Raw genomic sequence first — 19,059 nt, 5'->3', positions numbered from 1 at the left:
AGCTCGTCGGCGACCTTGAAGCCCCGGCGTCGGAGACCGCCAGTGCGTGCTTCCGAGCCCTCACCAAACCATCCCGCCCCCGTCATGCCGTCGGAGCCGATCACCATGCGTTCCGGGCACGGCGGGGGCCTGCTGTGCCCTGGGAGGCGTGCAGGACTTGCGTCAGTCGACCGGCCACGTGTGGGCCGGGGCGTTGAGGTGCATGTAGTCGATGTACTGCTGCGTCATCAGCCGCAGGGCCTCGTGGCGGCCGGTGTGGGTGGAGGCGTCGATGTGGTGGAACATCTCCTTCTGCCACACCGCTCCGTTACGGCCGGTTACGCACCGCTGGTCGATGATGCCGAGCAGCGGCTCTCGCCAGGCTTCGTCCATGCCGGAGCGCTCCAGCCCCCGGTGCGCCAGCGGCAGCAGACGCCGCAGGACGAGTTCGGGCACCGGCACCTCGCCCATGCCGGGCCAGTAAAGCCGTGCCTCCATGCCGTGCCGCGCCGCCGTGTGCAGGTTCTCCTCGGCGGCCGAGAAGGACATCCGTGACCATACCGGCCGCTCCTCCTCCACCAGGGCGCGAGTGAGCCCGTAGTAGAAGGCGCCGTTGGCGAGGGTGTCGGCGACGGTCGGGCCGGCAGGCAGTACGCGGTTCTCCACCCTCACGTGGGGTTTGTCGTGGGCGACGGCGTAGACCGGACGGTTCCAGCGGTAGATGGTGCCGTTGTGCAGGGTGAGCTCGGCCAGTTCGGGGATGTCGCCGCGGTCCAGCGTCTCCGCGGGGTCCTGCTCGTCGCACAGGGGGAGCAGTGCCGGGAAGTAGCGCAGGTTCTCCTCGAAGAGGTCGAAAACGCTGTTGATCCATCGCTCTCCGAACCACACCCTGGGCCGCACTCCCTGCACCTTGATCTCCTGCGGACGAGTGTCGGTGGCCTGCTCGAACAGCGGGATGCGGGTTTCGTGCCACAGTTCCTTGCCGAACAGGAACGGTGAGTTGGCCGCCAGCGCGACCTGGACCCCGGCGATCGCCTGTGCGGCGTTCCAGTAGTCGGCGAACTCCTCCGGGGACACCTGGAGGTGGAACTGGGTGCTGGTGCACGCCGCCTCCGGAGTGATCGTGTCCGCGTAGGTGCGCAGCCGGTCGACACCGTCCACGTCGAGGCGCAGGTCCTCGCCCCGAGCCATGAAGATCTGGTCGTTGAGCAGTCGGTAGCGGGGGTTCTCCGACAGCGCCGCCTCGCCGACGTCCTCAGGCCGCAGTGTGGGAAGGATGCCGACCATGATCAGATGTGCTCCGACCGACCTGGCGCGTTGCTCCGCGTGGTTCAGCGCGCCGCGGATCTCGGACTCCCAGTCGTCGGGGCCGCCCGCCGTCAGCCGGCGGGGCGGAATGTTGATCTCGAGGTTGAAGCGGCCCAGCTCGGTCGACCAGGCAGGGTCCGCGATCGCCTCGAGCACATCGACGTTGCGCATCGTCGGCTCGGCCTCGTCGTCGACCAGGTTCAGCTCGATCTCCAGTCCCACCTGGGGCCGCCCGGACTCGAACCGTGACTCGCGCAGCATCTGCGCAAACGCGTCGAGGCACTCCTGCATCTTGATCCGGTACCGGCGGCGGTCCTCGCGGGTGAAGACCAACGCCGGGACGTCCCGTCCCATCGGCCCTCCCGGGTTCCCGTCCTCGGACACACCTCTCAACCTCCAGCGTCGCACCACCGGGCGACCCGGACCAGGCGGGACGAGGATCACTGCAGCGGCAGGCGGCTCGTGCTGGGTGCCGCCCGGGCCGACCTCCTCCCGACCGGTGATTGTCCACTGCCGGAGAGGGCACCCGTGCGCAGTGTGGGGATACGGCGGCGCGTTCTGATCGTCGGGTGGAGCAGCTTCCGGGACGGGGAGGCGACCGCCGGGGACGTGCTGGCCCTGCGCCGGGTGGAGGAGGTACTTGCACGGGCGGGGCTTGCGTACGACGTGGTCTGGAGCCCGGTTTTCCGGCCGGAGGCGCTGCACCTGGAGCAGGTGCGGCCCGGGGAGTACTCCCACCTGGTGTTCGTCTGCGGACCGCTGCACGGGCCGCAGATCGAGGCGCTGCACCGGCGGTTCGCCCACTGTGTGCGGGTCGCGGTCGGGACATCCGTCATCGACCCCACCAGTGCGGCCGTCACCGGGTTCCACCGGGTGCTGGCGCGCGATGCCCCGGGCGCGGAGCCGGTGGTGGATCTGTCGGCCAGGGCGCCCACCGAGCCGGCCCGGCCGGTCGTCGGGGTGATCCTCACGCATGGGCAGCACGAGTACGGGCCGCAGCGGCGGCACGCGGAGGTCGCTGCCGTGGTGACCCGCTGGCTGACCGGCAAGGACTGCGCGCGCCTGGAGCTGGAGTCCCGCCTCGACACGCACGACTGGCGGCTGTGCGCGACACCGGCCCAGCTGTCGTCCGTCCTCGCCCGGCTGGACGTGGTCGTCACGGACCGGCTGCACGGGCTGGTTCTGTCACTGCGGGCGGGTAAGCCCGCGCTCGCGGTCGACCCGGTCGCGGGCGGGGCGAAGGTGACCGCACAGGCGCGGGCCTGCGGCTGGCCCGCGCTGCTCGCGGCCGAACGGCTCGACGCCGCAGGGCTGGAGCGGTGGTGGGAGTGGTGTCTGACCGCGGGACGCGTGACCGCCCGGCGGATCCAGCAGCAGCTCCGGGAGGGCGACGTCGTACGGGACGGCACGGACGAGCTGCTTCAGGCCCTGGGGCCCTGCTCCGTCGGGTAGTCGGCCCGCAGCGCCGACCTGTTCGTCATCCGGTGACCGTGTAGGAACGCGCTCCCGTTCCGGCGAGACCGCCGCCGTCCACGATCAGGTACTCCGGGCGAATGGGTCGCCCGTCGAGCCAGCTCTCCAGGATCTCCCGGGTGCCGGCGGCATAGCGGGCCTGCGCGGAGAGGGTCGTACCGGACACGTGCGGTGTCATCGCCTCGTACGGCATCGTGCGCCAGGGGTGGTCGGGCGGTGGCGGCTGCGGATACCAGACGTCACCGGCGTACCCGGCCAGCTGGCCGCTGTTCAGGGCCCGCACCACGGCGTCGCGGTTGACGATCAGCGCACGTGCCGTGTTGACGATGTACGAACCCCGCTTCATGGCCCCGATCAGTTCGTCGTCGAAGAGGTTCTGCGTCTGCGGGTGCAAGGGGGTGTGGATCGACAGCACGTCGACCGCGGGAGCCAGCGACCGGGCGTCGGGATGCCAGGTCAGCTCCAGCTCCTGCTCGACCTCCTGGGGCAGCCGGTGCACATCGCAGTAGTGCAGCGTGACGTCGAACGGCTTGAGGCGGCGCAGCACCGCCAGGCCGATACGGCCGGAGCCGAGGACGCCGACGTCCATTCCTTCGAGGTCGTAGGCGCGCGAGACGCTGTCGGCGATGTTCCAGCCCTTCTTGGTGGTCACCCACTCGTGGGCGGGCAGGTAGTTGTGCACCAGGGTGAGGATCTGCATGACGGCGTGCTCGGACACGCTGATGCTGTTGCTGTAGGTCACCTCCGCCACGGTCATGCGGTGGGCGATCGCACTCGGCAGGTCGACGTGGTCCGACCCGATCCCCGCGGTGATCGCCAGCTTGAGCTGGGGAGCGGCGGCGATTCGCTCGGAGGTCAGGTAAGCGGGCCAGAAGGGCTGCGAGATCACCACGTCGGCGTCGGGCAACTCGCGGTCCAGCGTGGAGTCCGCGCCCTCCTTGTCGGACGTGACGACGAACGTGTCGCCCCGCTCCTCCAGAAAGCGGCGCAGTCCCAGTTCGCCCGAGACACAGCCGAGAAGCTGTCCCGGGGTGAAATCGATGGCTTGCGGGGTGGGCGCGGTCTGACCCCCCGGGTAACCGGTGATGACGGGAATCTCGTCGCGGGCGTAGTCGGGTGGATAACCGCCCACCGGATCCGGATAGAGCACCGCAAGAATCTTTGCCATGGCCGTCCTCCATCGATGGGGCCATTGCTGCGGTAGACCGGTCGGGCATGTCAACCGGTCGGCACCGACGATCTTGAATTTTAGTCGAGTGGAAGTAGGCGCTGCAAACCCCGTGGGCAGTGGCCTACTGAGCTGATTCGGAGCGGCAACGCCGTTGACATGCCGTGAATCAGCTCTTGGTGAGGTAGTCGATGCGCCCGTCCTCCCACTGCGCCACGAGGATGGGGCCTTGTCCGGCGACCCCCACTTCCGCGGCCTCCGCCACGAATACCTCGGCCCTGTACACCCTCTCCTCCGGTGCGGGCCCGACTTTGATGTCATTGGTGTTGAGGCAGTCGAGCACGAGTTTCAGCTTCTTCTTCCCGGTGAGGCTCCCGTCGCAGATATCGCCGTCCCGCCCGGCCGGGCTGCCGAGGCTGACGAGTTCCCCCTTGTCGTCCACGGTGAGCGTGTAGAAGGAATTCTGGCTGGCGATCGTGTGATTGAACCAAGTCCCCTTCAGTACGACCTCAGGGCTCTTGGACCGCTGAGAAGCCGACGGGCTCGGCATTCCGGTCCGAGACGGCGACGCCGTGCTTCTCTCGTCGGCCGGGACCCCGTCCAGCCGGTCTCCTCCCTCCGTGCAGCTCACCGTCATGACCGCGGTGGCCAACACAAGGGCAGCCACGCCGCCATGCCGCTTACGGGTCCGGTTGTCCATGGAACCTCTCGATCGCTCTCACCCGGGATGGGGTCTGTCTACCGGACTCCAACGATTGGCCCGATCCACCGGACACGTCCTGATGGATCAAGCGGCGGCTGCGGCGCGCCGTCGCATGAGGCGGGGGCGCAGGCCGAGCAGGAGTGCGGCGACGGCGGCCCACAGGGCGAGCGTGATCGCAGGGCCTGTTGCGTGCGCGCCGTTGAAGTAGCTCAGCAGCAGGAGCAGCAACGCGCCGGGTGGGGTGGGGAGTCGGGTCTGGTCGGAGGGGTGCGGGACGAGGTGGGTCGTCGGCGGTGTGGGGTGTCCGGTGCGGCGTAGGATCTGGCCCGTGACCAGCACACCCGCCTCGACGCAGCATCTGCGCGACCTCGCGCGGCTGCGTCGCGTTCGTGACCGGATCGATCGGGAGTATGCGCAGCCGCTGGACGTCGAGGCGCTCGCCCGCGGCGTGCACATGTCGGCCGGCCATCTCAGCCGCGAGTTCCGGCGCGCCTATGGCGAGTCGCCGTACAGCTACCTCATGACGCGGCGCATCGAGCGCGCGATGGCGCTGCTGCGCCGTGGCGATCTCAGCGTCACCGAGGTCTGTTTCGCGGTCGGCTGCTCGTCGCTGGGCACCTTCAGCACTCGCTTCACCGAGCTGGTCGGGGTACCGCCCAGCGTCTACCGGCGCGAGGCGGCGCGCGCGACGGCGGGGATGCCGTCGTGCGTGGCGAAACAGGTGACCAGACCGATCAGGAATCGAGAAGCGCCGGCCCCGAGCCGTGGCTAGCGTGGCCGCCATGGACATCACCATTCACGCGAGCTTCCTTCCACAGGACGACCCCGATGCCGCCCTGGCGTTCTATCGCGACACCCTCGGCTTCGAGGTCCGCAACGACGTCGGCTACGAAGGGATGCGCTGGATCACGGTCGGCCCTGCCGAACAGCCCGGCACATCGATCGTCCTGTATCCGCCGGCCGCCGATCCCGGCGTCACCGACGACGAGCGTCGCACCATCGCCGAGATGATGGCCAAGGGCACCTACGCCAGCCTCCTCCTGGCCACCAAGGACCTCGACGGCACCTTCGAGCGGTTGCAGGCCAGTGCCGAGGTCGTCCAGGAGCCGACCGATCAGCCGTACGGTGTCCGCGACTGCGCCTTCCGGGATCCCGCGGGCAACCTGATCCGCATCCAGGAGAAGCGCTGAGCCGTCCGGCGATCGCAGCCCGGAACCGGCCCCGATGGCAGCGTCGCCGGACTGCTTGACGTCACCGCGTATCGCTCGCCCGCGGCACAACCTTCGGCAAGGAGGTCTGGGGGACGGATGCGTCGGCGTAGGGTGCGCGGTGTTCCGCTGTTCCTCGTGTAGGCGACCCCGCGTGAGAGATGGAGACGAAGACAAGCATGGCCAAGACGACGGACGCGCAGTCGCCTGCGCTGCACGCTGCCGACAGCCACGATCTGATCCGCGTGCACGGTGCGCGCGAGAACAACCTCAAGGACGTCAGCATCGAGATCCCGAAGCGCCGGCTGACGGTGTTCACCGGCGTGTCCGGCTCGGGCAAGAGCTCGCTGGTGTTCGACACGATCGCCGCGGAGTCGCAGCGGCTGATCAACGAAACCTACAGCGCTTTCGTGCAGGGCTTCATGCCGACGCTGGCGCGGCCCGAGGTCGACGTGCTGGACGGGCTGACGACCGCGATCATCGTCGACCAACAGCGGATGGGTGCCGACCCCCGCTCCACGGTCGGCACCGCCACCGACGCCAACGCGATGCTGCGCATCCTCTTCAGCCGGCTCGGCGAGCCGCACATCGGCCCGCCCAGCGCGTACTCCTTCAACACCGCCTCGGTCCGGGCGAGCGGGGCGATCACGGTCGAGCGCGGCGCCAAGACCAAGGCCGAGAAGGCGACCTTCGAGCGCATCGGCGGCATGTGCACGCGCTGCGAGGGCCGGGGCACCGTCTCCGACATCGACCTCACCCAGCTCTACGACGACTCCAAGTCGCTGTCCGAGGGCGCGTTCACCATCCCCGGCTGGAAGTCGGACAGCCAGTGGACCGTGCAGCTCTACGCCCAGTCCGGCTTCGTCGACCCGGACAAGCCGATCCGCGAGTACACCAAGAAGGAGAGGCAGGCCTTCCTCTACGGGGAGCCGGTCAAGGTCAAGGTGAACGGCATCAACCTCACCTACGAGGGCCTGATCCCGAAGATCCAGAAGTCGTTCCTGTCCAAGGACAAGGAATCGATGCAGCCGCACATCCGGGCGTTCGTGGAGCGGGCGGTCACCTTCACCACCTGCCCCGAGTGCGACGGCACCCGGCTCAGCGCAGGGGCCCGGTCGTCGAAGATCAAGGGGATCTCCATCGCCGACGCCTGCTCGATGGAGATCCGCGACCTCGCCGAATGGGTCCGCGGCATAGCGGAGCCGTCGGTGGCGCCGCTGCTCACCGCGCTGCAGCAGACCCTCGACTCGTTCGTGGAGATCGGCCTCGGCTATCTCGCGCTCGACCGGCCGGCGGGCACGCTGTCGGGCGGTGAGGCGCAGCGCGTCAAGATGATCCGCCACCTCGGTTCCTCACTCACCGACGTCACCTACGTCTTCGACGAGCCCACCATCGGCCTGCACCCCCATGACATCCAGCGGATGAACAACCTGCTGCTGCGGCTGCGGGACAAGGGCAACACGGTGCTCGTCGTGGAGCACAAGCCGGAGGCGATCGCGATCGCCGACCACGTCGTCGACCTCGGCCCCGGTGCCGGTACGGCGGGCGGCACCGTCTGCTTCGAGGGCACCCTCGAGGGGCTGCGGGCCTCCGACACCATCACCGGCCGCCATCTCGACGACCGAGCCGCCCTCAAGGAGTCGGTGCGCAAGCCCACCGGCGCGCTGGAGATCCGCGGCGCGACGGCGAACAACCTGCGGGGCGTCGACGTTGATATCCCGCTCGGAGTGCTGACCGTCGTCACCGGCGTCGCCGGCTCCGGCAAGAGTTCGCTCGTGCACGGTTCGATCCCCGCCGCCGAGGGTGTGGTGGCGGTCGACCAGGCCCCGATCCGTGGCTCCCGGCGCAGCAACCCAGCGACGTACACCGGACTGCTCGACCCGATCCGCAAGGCGTTCGCGAAGACCAACGGCGTGAAGCCGGCGCTGTTCAGCGCCAACTCCGAGGGCGCCTGCCCGACCTGCAACGGCGCCGGCGTCGTCTACGTCGACCTGGGGATGATGGCCGGCGTCGACACGCCCTGCGAGGACTGCGAGGGCAAGCGGTTCCAGGCATCGGTGCTGGAGTACCACCTCGGCGGCCGCGACATCAGCGAGGTGCTCGCGATGTCGGTGACCGAGGCCGAGGAGTTCTTCGGCGCCGGCGAGGCGCGCACGCCGGCCGCGCACAAGATCCTCGACCGGCTCGCCGACGTCGGACTCGGCTACCTCACCCTCGGCCAGCCCCTCACCACGCTGTCCGGCGGCGAGCGGCAGCGGCTGAAGCTGGCCACGCACATGGGAGACAAGGGCGGCGTCTACGTCCTCGACGAGCCGACCACCGGCCTCCACCTCGCCGACGTCGAGCAGCTGCTCGGCCTGCTCGACCGGCTCGTCGACTCCGGCAAGTCGGTGATCGTCATCGAGCACCACCAGGCGGTCATGGCGCACGCCGACTGGATCATCGACCTCGGCCCCGGCGCCGGCCACGACGGCGGCAGCATCGTCTTCGAGGGCACACCCGCCGACCTCGTCGCCGCCCGCTCCACCCTCACCGGCGAGCACCTGGCGGCCTATGTCGGCATGTGAGGCGGGACCTTCGCGGACACCGTGAGAGGACGGTTCTCCGGCCGGCGTACTGCAAGCCGGCCGGAGGCATCGAAGCGGCCGTCCGCATGAGTGATCCTGCCTTGTGCGGCGAGGTAGGATCCGCCGCCGAGTGACTCGGCGGACGGCTGTTCGCTGGTGCTGATGAGGGAACGCGAACATCCATGGGCAGAACCGGACGGGGCGAGCTTCCCCCTCGTAGACGGCTGTGGGCTTCCGAGCGCACGCAGGGCCGGGTGACGCCGGCCGAGCTCTTCTTCGACTTGGTGTTCGTCTTCGTCGTGACCCAGGTCACCCACGCGGTGGAGAGCCATCCCGGGTGGGAGGGCCTCCTCCAGGGGCTGTTCCCGATGGTCATCGTGTGGTGGATGTTCAGCGGGTTCGGGTGGCTCACCAACGCGGTGCGGCCCGACGCGGTGCAGGTGCGCCTGCTGCTGATGCTCGCGATGACCGGCTTCTTCATCATGGGGCTGGACGTGCCGTACGCCTTCGCACCCGAGGGCTGGGCCTTCCCCCTGGCGTATCTGGCCGTGGTCGCCATCCACGGGGTGGTCTATCTGACCGCCAATGTCCCGTCGGCGCGGCAGGCCATCCTGCGCAACATGCCGTTCAACGCCGCGGCCGGCATTCTCGTACTCGTCGCCCCGCACCTGCCGGAAGCATGGGGCTGGGTGTGCTGGGCCGCCGCTGTGCTGGTCCTGTATCTCTCACCCTTCCTGGGCCGCATCCGCGGCTTCGTCCTCGAGCCGCATCACTTCGTGGAGCGGCATGCACTGCTCCTGCTGGTCGTTCTGGGCGAGTCGGTGGTCGCCATCGGGTTCGGCGCCGAGGGATCGGCCGACCACGCGGTCGACGCGTCCCTGGCGCTCGGCGTGGCGTTGGGCATCGCCGTGGCGTCGGGCCTGTGGTGGGTGTACTTCGACGGGGACGAAAGCCGGGCCGACGCCGAGTTCGAGAAGGCCACCGAGCACCGTCGCCAGATGCTCGCCTACTACGCGTTCACCGGCGCGCATCTCGTGATGATCGTCGGCGTCATCCTGGTCGCCGCGGGAATCACCGACGCCATTCACCACTTCGACGGTCATGCGCACCGGTGGTGGCTGGGCTGCGGCACAGCGGTGTTCCTCCTGGGCCACGCGGCCTACCGGGGCCTGCTGGGAAGCGGACGGCTTACCGACCGCCTGGTGGGGGCCGTGTGCGCGGTCCCGCTGGGAGCGACGGCGTCCATCGCCGGCTGGATCGGCATGACCATGGTGGGGGGGCCTGGCGGCCATCGCCACCGTCGACCACCGCCTGGTGTCACAAGGGACGCGCGCCTCCTAGACGTCCATGGAACGCTCTGACTCCTCGACGCACTCACCTCCTTGTGATTCACTGTTCAACTAATGGAGTGGTGCTACGAGGAGGTCGCACCGTGCGGGAGCTCGGACTGGCCGATACGGTGGGGATCCTGCGCCGGCCCGGCGTACGGCCTCGGTACAGCAGCGCGGGGCTCGGATGGGAGCACCTCTACGTGTCCTCCCAGCAGGAACAGTCCTACCGGGCGGCGTTCGCTCCCGCCCCCACCCATCTGCTGATCCTCCATCTCAGCGGGCCCGTCACCGTACGGCGCGGTCAGGGCAGCACGGCGCGGTCACGGACGATCCCGGCCGGTGGCCTGTTCCTGCAGCCGGCCGACCGGGAACTGAGCGTGGAGCTCGGAGGCGGTCTCGACACGGTGCACGCCTATCTGACGGACCAGGCGCTGCGCGAGGCCAACGAGGGGCAACCGGTCGAGCTGTCCGAACAACTGGGTGTCACGGACCCGCTCGCCGAACAGCTCATGACCGCGCTGGACGGTGTCGTGCGCCGCTGGGAGCCGTCGGCCCGTACGTACGTGGACCATCTGACGGGCATGCTCGCCGCGCAGCTCGCCCGGCGGCACGCCTCCCGTCCCGCCGGGCCGTCGCCCGCCCGTTCCGGGCTCTCCGACCGACAGCTCGCCGCCGTACGGGACCTCATGCGGGAGCGGCTCGCCGAACCTCTGCCGATCACGGACCTGGCCGCCGCGGCCTCGCTCAGTTCCAGTCAGTTCACGCGCCAGTTCCGCGCGAGCACGGGGCAGTCGCCGCACCAGTACCTGCTGGGGCTGCGTCTGGAGCACGCGTGCCGGCTGCTGCGTACCGGGTCCGCGCCGATCGGGCAGGTGGCGATCGCGTGCGGGTTCTCCCACCAGGAGCACCTGACCAGGGTGATGCGGGCCCGCCTGGACACCACACCGGCCGTCGTGCGCCGCGAGGGATGAGAGGGATGAGAGGGGCGGCCGACGCCACTTCCCCGGGTCAGCGTTCCAGGAACAGCGCCGGCGCTTGTCCCACCCCGATACAGAGCGTCGCGAGTCCGTCCGAAGCCGCCGACGGCGAAGGACTGACCGTCCATCACGTCTGCCAACACCTCTGTGGTGTGGCCACCTGCTTGTCCATGCTCACCGACCCAGGACCCGGCGCAGGGCGGTGAGCAGTGCGTCGCGCGCCGCCTGCGCGGTCTCGGGTGCGGTGGAGTGGCGCCAGGCCACGTAGCCGTCCGGGCGCACCAGCAGGACTCCGTCCTCGGCGATCTCGCTCACCCTGCTCCATTCGCCATAGGCGTCACGGGAGTCGTCGTCGCCGATGCGTACGGACCGCAGCGGTACGCCGAGTTCGTCGCGGCATGCGTCCGCTGCCGTGTCCCAGACCCCGCCCGACAGTCCCGTCAGCACGGTGAACTCGCCCTTGCCGACGACGTCGAGCGTGGAGATCCGCTCGCCGCTGCCGTCCACGAGCCACGCGTGCGGGAGTTTGGCGCCCGGCCGGGTCGTCGGCCGGGCCACCAACTCCGGGTCCTCCTCCCAGACCTCGGCAGGACTGTCGTCCGGAAGGACCGCCCCGGAGACGTAGCGCTGGTTCATCTCGACACCGTGCGCGTTGAACTCGTAGTTCTTGAGCCGGACGGCCTCCTCCAGCATGCGGCGCCGCTTGGCGCCCTCCGCGGTACCGGCCCGCAGCGCGGCGATCCCGTCGGCGATGGTCCGCTCGTCGCTGTCGGCGCCGACGCCGAGCGTCTCGAAGATCGGGCCGAACTGGTCGCGGCTGAGGTTGGCGCGCTCGACGATCTGCCGTCCGACCGGGGCGCGTTCGGCCGTGTAACTGTCCAGCAGCGCCGGTCCGGCCTCGCCACGGATCACCATGGCGAGCTTCCAGGCCAGGTTGTAGGCGTCCTGGACGGAGGTGTTGGAGCCGAGACCGTTGGACGGCGGGTGGCGGTGGACGGCGTCGCCCATGCAGTAGACCCGCCCGGACGAGTAGGCGGAGGCGTAGGTGTGGTTGACGGTCCACAGGGAGGTGTCCGTGATCTCCACCGGCAGGTCCGGGTCGCCGATGAGGTCGCGTACGATCCTGCGCGCCTCCTCCTCGTCGACCGCGGGCGGCGGCTGCTCGATGTCGTAGCCCCACACCAGCAGCCACTCGTTCCACGGCCGGACCATGCGGACCAGACCCATGCCGATGCCGCCGGTCGCCGCGCCGGGCCGCAGCACCCAGTACAGGACACTGGGACGGTGGGCGCAGTACTGGGCGAGGTCGGCCTTGAAGACGATGTTCATGCTGCCCGCTTTGCCCATGCGTCCGTCCATCGGCAGGCCGATCTGCTCGGCGACGGTGCTGCGTCCGCCGTCGGCGCCGATCAGATAGCGGGCCCGAACGGTGAACTCGTCGCCGCGGACCCGGTCGCGCAGTCGGGCCGTGACGCCGTCCTCGTCCTGTGTGAGGCTCAGGAACTCGGTGTCGAAGCGGACTTTGGCGCCGCGCGCCGCCGCGTTGGTGGTGAGGATCGGCTCCAGGTAGGTCTGCGGCAGGTCGATCATCTGGCAGGGGCTGGTGGACGTGTACTCGGTGAGGGAGTGGGGCCCTGTGCCCCACGTGCGGATCCGGCCTATCTCCTCGCCCGTGAGCGCGGTACACAGCACCGTGTCTCCCATGAGGTGGGACGGGCTGCCCTGCGCCAGCGCCTCGGCCTCGACGCCGAGGTCGCGCAGCACCTCCATGGTGCGCTGGTTGGTGATGTGCGCTCTGGGGGTGTTGGCGAGCCAGCCGTATTTGGTGACCTGGAGGGTACGGATGCCGTAGGTGGCCAGCAGCAGGGCGGCTGCGCCGCCGGCGGGGCCGCTGCCGACGACCAGGACGTCGGTGTCGTAGGAATGCGTACGGGGCATAGTGGGCTGCTCCTCGGTCAGTCGGCCAGGGGGGCGATGCGGAAGGTGTGGTCCAGGCGGCGCCACTCCCCGTCGACGGCGCGGCCGTCGGGGGTGGGCCCGGTCTGCGGGGCGAAGTCGACGATGAGCCGGTCCTTGACGCCGAAGACCGTGTCGCTGTCGAGGTAGGCGCCGCCCGCCACGAACAGCTGCGTGATGAGACGGCGGTGGCCGGGTGCGTCGATCATGAAGTGGAGGTGCGGCGCGCGGTAGTGGTGGCGGCCGACCGCGGTGAGCATCCGTCCCACGGGGCCGTCGTCCGGGACGGGGTACTCCGAGGGCAGGATCGACCAGAACGTGAGCCGCCCCTCGGAGTCGGTGCGCAGTCGCGCCCGCAGGACGGGGCCGTCCAGGTCGGGGAGCTGGACGTCGTAGAAGCCGTCCTCGTTGGACTGCCAGACGTCGACGACCGCGTCCTTGACCGGCTCACCGGCCGTGTCGGTGATCGTCACGTCCACCCACAGCGGGGTGCCGGGCAGGCCGCCGGAGATGTCGCTGCCGTGCGCGGCCTCGGGCGGGCCGTCCACGTAGAAGGGGCCCAGGACGGCGGACGGGGTGGTGTCGGGGCTGCGGGAGTTTGTCAGCAGATCCACGGCACTGGAGACACCCAGGACGTCCGAGAGCAGCACGAACTCCTGCCGGGTCGGGCCGCACAGCTGTCCCGTCCGGGTGAGGAAGTCGATCGCGTGACTCCACTCCGCGTCGGTGACGTCCTGCTCGGCCACGAAGGAGTGCAGGTGCCGTACCAGGCCGGTGAGCAGGGTGCGGACGCGGCCGTCGGGCGCCTGCGCGAAGCTCGCCACGACGCGCTCGGTGAGCTCGGCCAGCGTGGACTCGGTGCTGGCGGGACCCTCGGGGCGGCGCCCGTGCCAGGCGTCGGCCAGCAGACCCTCGATGCCCTCGGCGGTCAGCTCCCGCGGGTTCGGGTACGGCGTCGCCACGGCCAGCTCGGCCGCGCGGGCCAGGCCGGACTCGGCCATGCCCAGGTCGCGCAGCGAGGTCGGCCCGCCCAGCGAGGCGATCAGGTCGTACACGCCGCTCGCGGCATCGGGCACGTCCAGTGCCCGAGCGATGCGGCGCATCGCGTCCGGAGCCGCGGGCGCGTTGTAGGCCATGGCGTGCGGCAGGATCACGGTGTGCGTCTCGGCGTGCGGCAGGTCGAAGCTGCCGCCCAGGGTGTGGCACAGCTTGTGGTGCAGACCCATGCCGACCGTGGCCAGGCACGTCCCGGCGAGCCAGGCGGCCTGCAGCAGGTCGGCCCGCGCCGCCCGGTCGGCCGGGTCGGCGGCCAGACGGGGCAGCGCCCGCGCGATGCGGGCGATCGCGTCGAGTGCCTGGCCGTCGGTGACCGGATCGGCGTCCGCGGAGTACAGCGCCTCCACGGCGTGCGCCATCGCGTTCACACCGCTGGTGATCGACATGGGCAGGGGCAGGGAGAGCGTGAAGTCGACGTCGTAGACGACGGTCTCGGGCAGGATCTCGGCCGAGGACTGAGTGACCTTGCGCCCGTCGCGCGTCTCCCCGAGGACGGGGGTCACCTCTGAGCCGGCGTACGTGGTCGGCACGACCACCTGGGGCAGGTCCGTGCGCAGGGCCAGCGCCTTCGACAGACCCGTCGTCGAACCGCCGCCCACGGACACGAGGCAGTCGGCGCCCGCCTCCCGCAGTACGGCGAGGGCCCGTTCCGTCACCTCCACCGGCGTGTGCATGACGGCACCGTCGAACTCCGCGGCCACCAGGCCGCCCAGCGCGTCCCGGACCCGCGCGGACGCCTCCGCGAGCGGAGGGCTGGACAGCAGCAGCACCCGGGAGCCACCCAGCCGCCTCACCTCCTCGGCGAGCCGGCCGACGGTACCGGGACCGAAGACCACCCGTGCGGGATGGGATGTGTGCACGAACGTCCGCATGGAGCATCGCCTCCGCGTGTCGGTGGGGGTGCGTTGTGCCTGGCCACCGAGTCTGCGGGTTACGTGCGGGTGAACTCCTGCACGATTGATGCATTCCGCTGCACGAATGACGCATCGGGGCCAGGCGGCTGCCGCTCCAGGGAGGGCCGCCCCGAACCCCGATCCGCTCCGCCGGACGGCTGTCAGCCCGCCGGCACGCCCATCAAAGCTCTACGACGATGGATCCAATCGCTTCCCGCGAGGCAGGACGGGTGTAGCCGTCCTCGAAGTCGTCCAGGGCGAACCGGCTGTCGATCACCGGCCGCAGCCGGCCTCCGGCGGCCGGCTTACCGACCTCCTTGAGGCTGGGGTGACGTTCTCGTCGCTGTCGGCGTGCAGCCCGTGACCGGCGATGTGCCGGTCGGCGGCGATGAGATCCATCAGGTCGAGCACCGGCTGCCTGCCACCGGTGAATCCCAGCGAGACGAGCATGCCGTGGCGGCGGGCGTTGCGGAGCAGTTCGCCGAAGCGCGCACCGCCGACCGGGTCCAGGGCCGGACCGACGCCTTGGCCGTCGGTGAGGCCGGCGACGGCCTTGTCGACGTCCTGCGAGGACAGGTCGATCGCCGCCGTCGCCCCGGCCCCGATCGCCCGGCGTGCCTTGTGCGCGGAGGAGACCACGGCGATCGGCTGCGCCCCGAGCGCCTTGCTCGTCTGCATCACGGCGTGTCCGACTCCTCCGGTGGCCCCGGAGACGAGAGCGGACTGTCCCGGTGGTACCTGCCCGACCCGGGTCAGGGACAGGTACGCGGTCAGGTAGTTGACCGTCAGCGCCGAGCCCTCCGCCCAGTCGAGACTGTCGGGCAGTTCCAGGAGGCGTTCGTCGTTGACGACGACCACCATGGCCGGGATCCTGAACTACCCGGAAGCCGCCCGCCTCGTGGAGCGCCGCCGCGACCCGAGATCTCAAGTCGACCGCCACGGGGCGTACGAAGACGGAATCCCCGGTGGCCTGCGGCCACACCCGGGTGCGCCCGAGTCGTCCGATCGCCTCCTGGTGGAGCCGTTCGGCCTTCGCGCCCTGCCGGGCGGAGCGCGCGAATGGGCCCTCGGTCCCCTGGGCCCGGTCGTGGTCCTCACAAGTGGTTACGGTGGCCGGGCGGTCCGTCGCCCGGTCACCGGGCCGACTTCGAGCGTCTACGCTTCCTCGCTCGTTCCCAGGGCGTTGCTGAGCATGGCGATGGCCTGAGCGACGGCCGCGCGTGTGGCATGGGTGTCGCTGAGCGGGTTGAGCATCATGAAGTCATGCGTGATCCCGTCGTAGCGGACCGTGGTCACGCCGACTCCCGCGGCGCGGAGTTTGGCCGCATAGGCCTCGCCCTCGTCGCGCAGGACATCGGCCTCGTCGACGATGACGAAGGCCGGCGGCAGCCCGGAGAGCTGGTCGAGATCCGCCTTCAGCGGAGAGGCGGTGATCTCGCTGCGCTGCGCACGGTCGGGCACATAGGCGTCCCAGAACCACTCCATGGCCTTGGCCGTGAGGAAGTAGCCGGTGGCGAAGTCGGAGTACGACTTGGTGTCCATGTCGGCGTTGGTGACCGGGTAGTACATGGACTGCTGGACGAAGCGGACGTCGCCGCGTTCCTTGGCCATCAGTGCCAGTGCGGCGGTCATGTTGCCGCCGACCGAATCGCCCGCAACCGCCATACGGTCCGGGTCCAGACCGTGAGCGGCCCCTTCTCGCATGACCCACTGCGCGGCGGCGTAGCCCTGCTCGATCGCCACCGGGTAGTGCGCCTCCAGGGCGCGCCCCTACCGCCGGGGCCGCCGCCCGGCCAAAGGGCGCATCATGGAGCTCCATCGGCCGGGCTCTGGGAACGACACGGCAGGCCGCGTATCAGCGCTTCGCCCGCCACTCCCCGCCGAACTCGGCTCCCACCCGTACGACTGAGTCAATCGTGGCCGTCGCGGCTGGGACGGTCCCTGTCGTCCCTGCTACCGGGCCCAGCCGGACGGGATCGGCCGCCCGTGCCGGAGACGGTCAGGGGCGGCGGCGGGCGCCGGGCACGCCGGTGACGCGCCACTCCGCTCCATTGGGGCGTCCTTCCGGGCACGGTCACCATATGGGCCGCTTCGACCAGGCCGGCGCGCCGGCGATGCCGCGTTCCAATGAAGCCGACCTTCTTGATCGTCACCTTCATTGCGATGTTCTTTCGTCGGTACGGGTGAGAAACGGGGGCTGGAGACTTCCGCGCGCTCAGCGGACGATGTCGCGCGCCAGCTCCCAGAGGCGTTCGGCATTCGCCGGGTCCAGCGCGTAACGGGCCACGCCGGGAACACCGAGCTGAGTGGGACGGGCGTCTACTACCGGCGCCTCGTTGACATCCTCGAAATAGCGGCCGCCGACCCCTTCGACCAGCGGCGACGCGGCGAGGAACACGCTGGTCGCGGCGCCCTGCTCGACCGTCTTGCGGTAGGGCTCCGGCGTCCGCAGGCCGCCGGTGTGCCGCTGCAGGCTGGTCGCGATCGCACCGGGGTGCAGGGCGTTGGCCGTGATGCCCTCACCGGCCCAGCGGCGCTGCGCCTCGACGGCCAGGAGGACTTCCGCGGTCTTGGACTGACCGTAGGCGGCGAGCGCGTCGTACGGGCGGAAGCGGAAGTCGATGTCGTCGAAGACGACGGGGGAGAACAGGTGGCCGCCGGAGGACACCGAGACCAGGCGCGCACCGTCTGCGTCGGCGAGGGCGCGGTGCAGCCCCAGGGCCAGGGCGAAGTGCCCCAGGTAGTTGGTGGCGAACTGCCGTTCGTGGCCGCCGGTGCCGCGCTCGAGCTCCGGCGGCATCATGATTCCGGCGTTGTTGATCAGGGCATGCAGCGGGCCCTGCCAGGCAGCGGTGAACGCGCGTACCGACTCCAGGTCGGACACGTCCAGGCGGGCGACGTGGATCGCGTCGTTCCCGGTGGCCTTGCGCAGGTCCGCCGCGGCCTGCTCGCCGGCCTCGGGACGACGCACGGCGAGCGTGACCTCGGCACCGCCGGCCGCCGGAGCGCGGGCGGTCTCGACGCCGATGCCCGAGTTGGCCCCCGTGACGACCACCCGCCTGCCGGACAGGTCGACGCCCTCGATCACCTCCGAGGCGGTGCTGTCGCGGTCGAACGGCGTGGTGAAGAGCTGGGACATGTGACCCATTCCTCCTGGTTCACGGACTGTGCCCCCAGGCTGCACCGAACGCCGCCGGCGGACCAGGACGGGCTGGGACTGGGACCGGCAGAGCCACCCAGAGACCCGGAATGCCTCCGTACGCTGGAAACATGCCAGCCACCGGAGACGCCAACACACTGGGCCGCTACCTGCGCGCCCGCAGGGAACTGGTCCAGCCCGACGAAGCCGGGGTTCTGGATCAAGGCAACCGTCGCGTCCCCGGGCTACGCCGCGAGGAGGTCGCCTTCCTCGCGGGAATCAGCTCCGACTACTACAACCGCTTGGAGCAGGGCCGCGACAAGAACCCCTCCGAGCAGGTCCTGCGCAGCATCGCCCGCGCGCTGCGGCTGGATGACGAGGCCACGGCCTACCTGCTGCAGATCGCCGCACCGGCGAGCCCGCGGCGCAAGCGGCCCCGCAAGCCCGAGAGGGCCGGCGAGGGCCTCCGCGCCCTCATCGACACCTGGCCGCTCACCCCGGCGTACATCCACGGCAAGTACATGGACGTACTCGCCGCCAACAGCCTCGCCGTCGCCCTCTCACCGTTCAACGCCCCGGGCTGCAACGGCATCCTCGCCGCTTTCCTGGAACCAGAGATGCGGGAGCTCCATCAGGACTGGGAGGACATGACCGCCCGGATCGCCCCTTATCTGCGCTCCGTCGTCGGCGCGGACGTCGACGACCCGCGCCTGGTCGAGATCCTCGGTGAGCTCTCCCTGCGCAGTGAGCGGTTCCGCAGGCTCTGGGCCCGGCAGGACGTCAAGCGCAAGACCAGCGGTACCAGCCTGCTCCTGCACCCCCAGGCCGGTCCTCTGGAGCTGCGCTACGAAAAGCTGCTGGTCCCGGGCACCGGTGGGCAGACACTGATCACGTATCACGCGGAGCCGGGCAGCGCTTCCGAGGAACGCCTGCGCCTGCTCGCCAGCATGCACGCCCCGGGGCACGTCGCCGGTACCCGGCTGCGGCAGACCGACCCGCCCCGGCGCACCACGCTGTGACAAGCGCGGCGGACACGCATCCGTCAGCCGTACGGCTGCCTGAGCCCTGACCACGGAACGCGCAGAGCGGGACACCCGCACCCTGCCCGGCTTGACGGCGCTCGGCCTTCACCGCAGCGACCGAGGCCCTGGAACGGCTTGAGAAACCCGGCAGCCCGTCTGTCACCTGAATGCGCTTCCCGAAGTGCCCGTTTGCCATGGCACTCCGACGATCGAAAGCCGGAGATGTCAACGGAAGGCACGCAGATGAGCGCATCCCTTTCCACGGTCCCTGTTGGTTTC

At 70.2% G+C, this 19,059-nt stretch carries 15 protein-coding genes and 1 pseudogene; 7 read left to right on the top strand and 9 right to left on the bottom strand.

Going from position 1 to position 19,059, the window contains the following annotated elements; all coding sequences use genetic code 11:
* Positions 1-162: 162 nt before the first annotated feature.
* Complete coding sequence (locus ACKTSN_RS02190; protein WP_385268007.1) at positions 163-1,641, bottom strand: glutamate-cysteine ligase family protein; 1,479 nt, start codon at positions 1,639-1,641, stop codon at positions 163-165.
* A gap of 174 nt (positions 1,642-1,815) precedes the next feature.
* Here ACKTSN_RS02190 and ACKTSN_RS02185 point away from each other — a divergent pair, with 174 nt between their 5' ends.
* Entirely contained in the window at positions 1,816-2,739 is a 924-nt protein-coding gene (locus ACKTSN_RS02185) for a polysaccharide pyruvyl transferase family protein (RefSeq protein WP_409467519.1), read from the top strand.
* Positions 2,740-2,764: 25 nt separating this feature from the next.
* Here the strand turns inward: ACKTSN_RS02185 and ACKTSN_RS02180 are convergent, their stop codons facing one another.
* From ACKTSN_RS02180 to ACKTSN_RS02170, 3 genes are all read right to left on the bottom strand, one after another.
* On the bottom strand, positions 2,765-3,928 hold the full coding sequence (locus tag ACKTSN_RS02180; RefSeq protein WP_409467518.1) for an NAD-dependent formate dehydrogenase: 1,164 nt from the start codon (positions 3,926-3,928) through the stop codon (positions 2,765-2,767).
* Positions 3,929-4,097: 169 nt separating this feature from the next.
* Positions 4,098-4,628: a hypothetical protein gene (locus ACKTSN_RS02175; RefSeq protein WP_409467517.1), complete on the bottom strand. Its 531-nt coding sequence runs from the start codon at positions 4,626-4,628 to the stop codon at positions 4,098-4,100.
* Positions 4,629-4,715: 87 nt separating this feature from the next.
* Positions 4,716-4,970: a hypothetical protein gene (locus ACKTSN_RS02170; RefSeq protein ID WP_409467516.1), complete on the bottom strand. Its 255-nt coding sequence runs from the start codon at positions 4,968-4,970 to the stop codon at positions 4,716-4,718.
* Between ACKTSN_RS02170 and ACKTSN_RS02165 the strand changes: the two genes are divergently transcribed.
* The 5 genes from ACKTSN_RS02165 to ACKTSN_RS02145 all read left to right on the top strand — a co-directional run bounded on the left by ACKTSN_RS02165 (position 4,960) and on the right by ACKTSN_RS02145 (position 10,708).
* Positions 4,960-5,403 carry a helix-turn-helix transcriptional regulator gene (locus ACKTSN_RS02165; RefSeq protein WP_409467515.1) on the top strand — a complete coding sequence of 148 codons (444 nt, stop codon included), beginning with the start codon at positions 4,960-4,962 and terminating at the stop codon, positions 5,401-5,403. The genes ACKTSN_RS02170 and ACKTSN_RS02165 overlap by 11 nt on opposite strands.
* 10 nt (positions 5,404-5,413) lie before the next feature.
* Positions 5,414-5,821: a VOC family protein gene (locus ACKTSN_RS02160; RefSeq protein WP_409467514.1), complete on the top strand. Its 408-nt coding sequence runs from the start codon at positions 5,414-5,416 to the stop codon at positions 5,819-5,821.
* Positions 5,822-6,018: 197 nt separating this feature from the next.
* On the top strand, positions 6,019-8,406 hold the full coding sequence (locus ACKTSN_RS02155) for an ATP-binding cassette domain-containing protein (RefSeq protein ID WP_409467513.1): 2,388 nt from the start codon (positions 6,019-6,021) through the stop codon (positions 8,404-8,406).
* 254 nt (positions 8,407-8,660) lie between these two features.
* Positions 8,661-9,767, top strand: coding sequence for a low temperature requirement protein A (locus tag ACKTSN_RS02150; RefSeq protein ID WP_409467512.1), 1,107 nt, complete (start codon positions 8,661-8,663; stop codon positions 9,765-9,767).
* 71 nt (positions 9,768-9,838) lie between these two features.
* Positions 9,839-10,708 carry a helix-turn-helix domain-containing protein gene (locus ACKTSN_RS02145; RefSeq protein WP_409467511.1) on the top strand — a complete coding sequence of 290 codons (870 nt, stop codon included), beginning with the start codon at positions 9,839-9,841 and terminating at the stop codon, positions 10,706-10,708.
* A gap of 180 nt (positions 10,709-10,888) precedes the next feature.
* Here ACKTSN_RS02145 and ACKTSN_RS02140 read toward each other — a convergent pair whose 3' ends face one another.
* The 5 genes and pseudogenes from ACKTSN_RS02140 to ACKTSN_RS02120 form a co-directional block, all read right to left on the bottom strand.
* A complete protein-coding gene (locus ACKTSN_RS02140) occupies positions 10,889-12,652 on the bottom strand; it encodes an FAD-dependent oxidoreductase (protein ID WP_409467510.1) in 1,764 nt (587 codons plus the stop codon).
* Between the two features lie 17 nt (positions 12,653-12,669).
* Entirely contained in the window at positions 12,670-14,598 is a 1,929-nt protein-coding gene (locus ACKTSN_RS02135) for a maleylacetate reductase and hydroxyquinol 1,2-dioxygenase domain-containing protein (protein ID WP_409467509.1), read from the bottom strand.
* 294 nt (positions 14,599-14,892) lie between these two features.
* Positions 14,893-15,480: a quinone oxidoreductase family protein gene (locus tag ACKTSN_RS02130; protein WP_409467508.1), complete on the bottom strand. Its 588-nt coding sequence runs from the start codon at positions 15,478-15,480 to the stop codon at positions 14,893-14,895.
* 294 nt (positions 15,481-15,774) lie between these two features.
* Positions 15,775-16,377: pseudogene (locus ACKTSN_RS02125) on the bottom strand (alpha/beta hydrolase); the annotation flags it as partial.
* Between the two features lie 457 nt (positions 16,378-16,834).
* The gene (locus tag ACKTSN_RS02120) at positions 16,835-17,758 is read right to left on the bottom strand and encodes an SDR family NAD(P)-dependent oxidoreductase (protein ID WP_409467507.1); all 924 of its coding nucleotides are present in this window, start codon (positions 17,756-17,758) and stop codon (positions 16,835-16,837) included.
* Between the two features lie 131 nt (positions 17,759-17,889).
* On the opposite strand from ACKTSN_RS02120, the gene ACKTSN_RS02115 reads away from it, so the two are divergent.
* Positions 17,890-18,777: a helix-turn-helix transcriptional regulator gene (locus tag ACKTSN_RS02115; RefSeq protein ID WP_409467506.1), complete on the top strand. Its 888-nt coding sequence runs from the start codon at positions 17,890-17,892 to the stop codon at positions 18,775-18,777.
* The last annotated feature ends 282 nt before the right edge of the window (positions 18,778-19,059 follow it).

The sequence above is a fragment of the Streptomyces flavusporus genome (assembly GCF_046267975.1).
GTDB lineage: Bacteria > Actinomycetota > Actinomycetes > Streptomycetales > Streptomycetaceae > Streptomyces > Streptomyces flavusporus.
The sequence above is the reverse complement of the archived record's forward strand: the minus strand, read 5'-3'. Positions and strand labels throughout refer to the sequence as shown.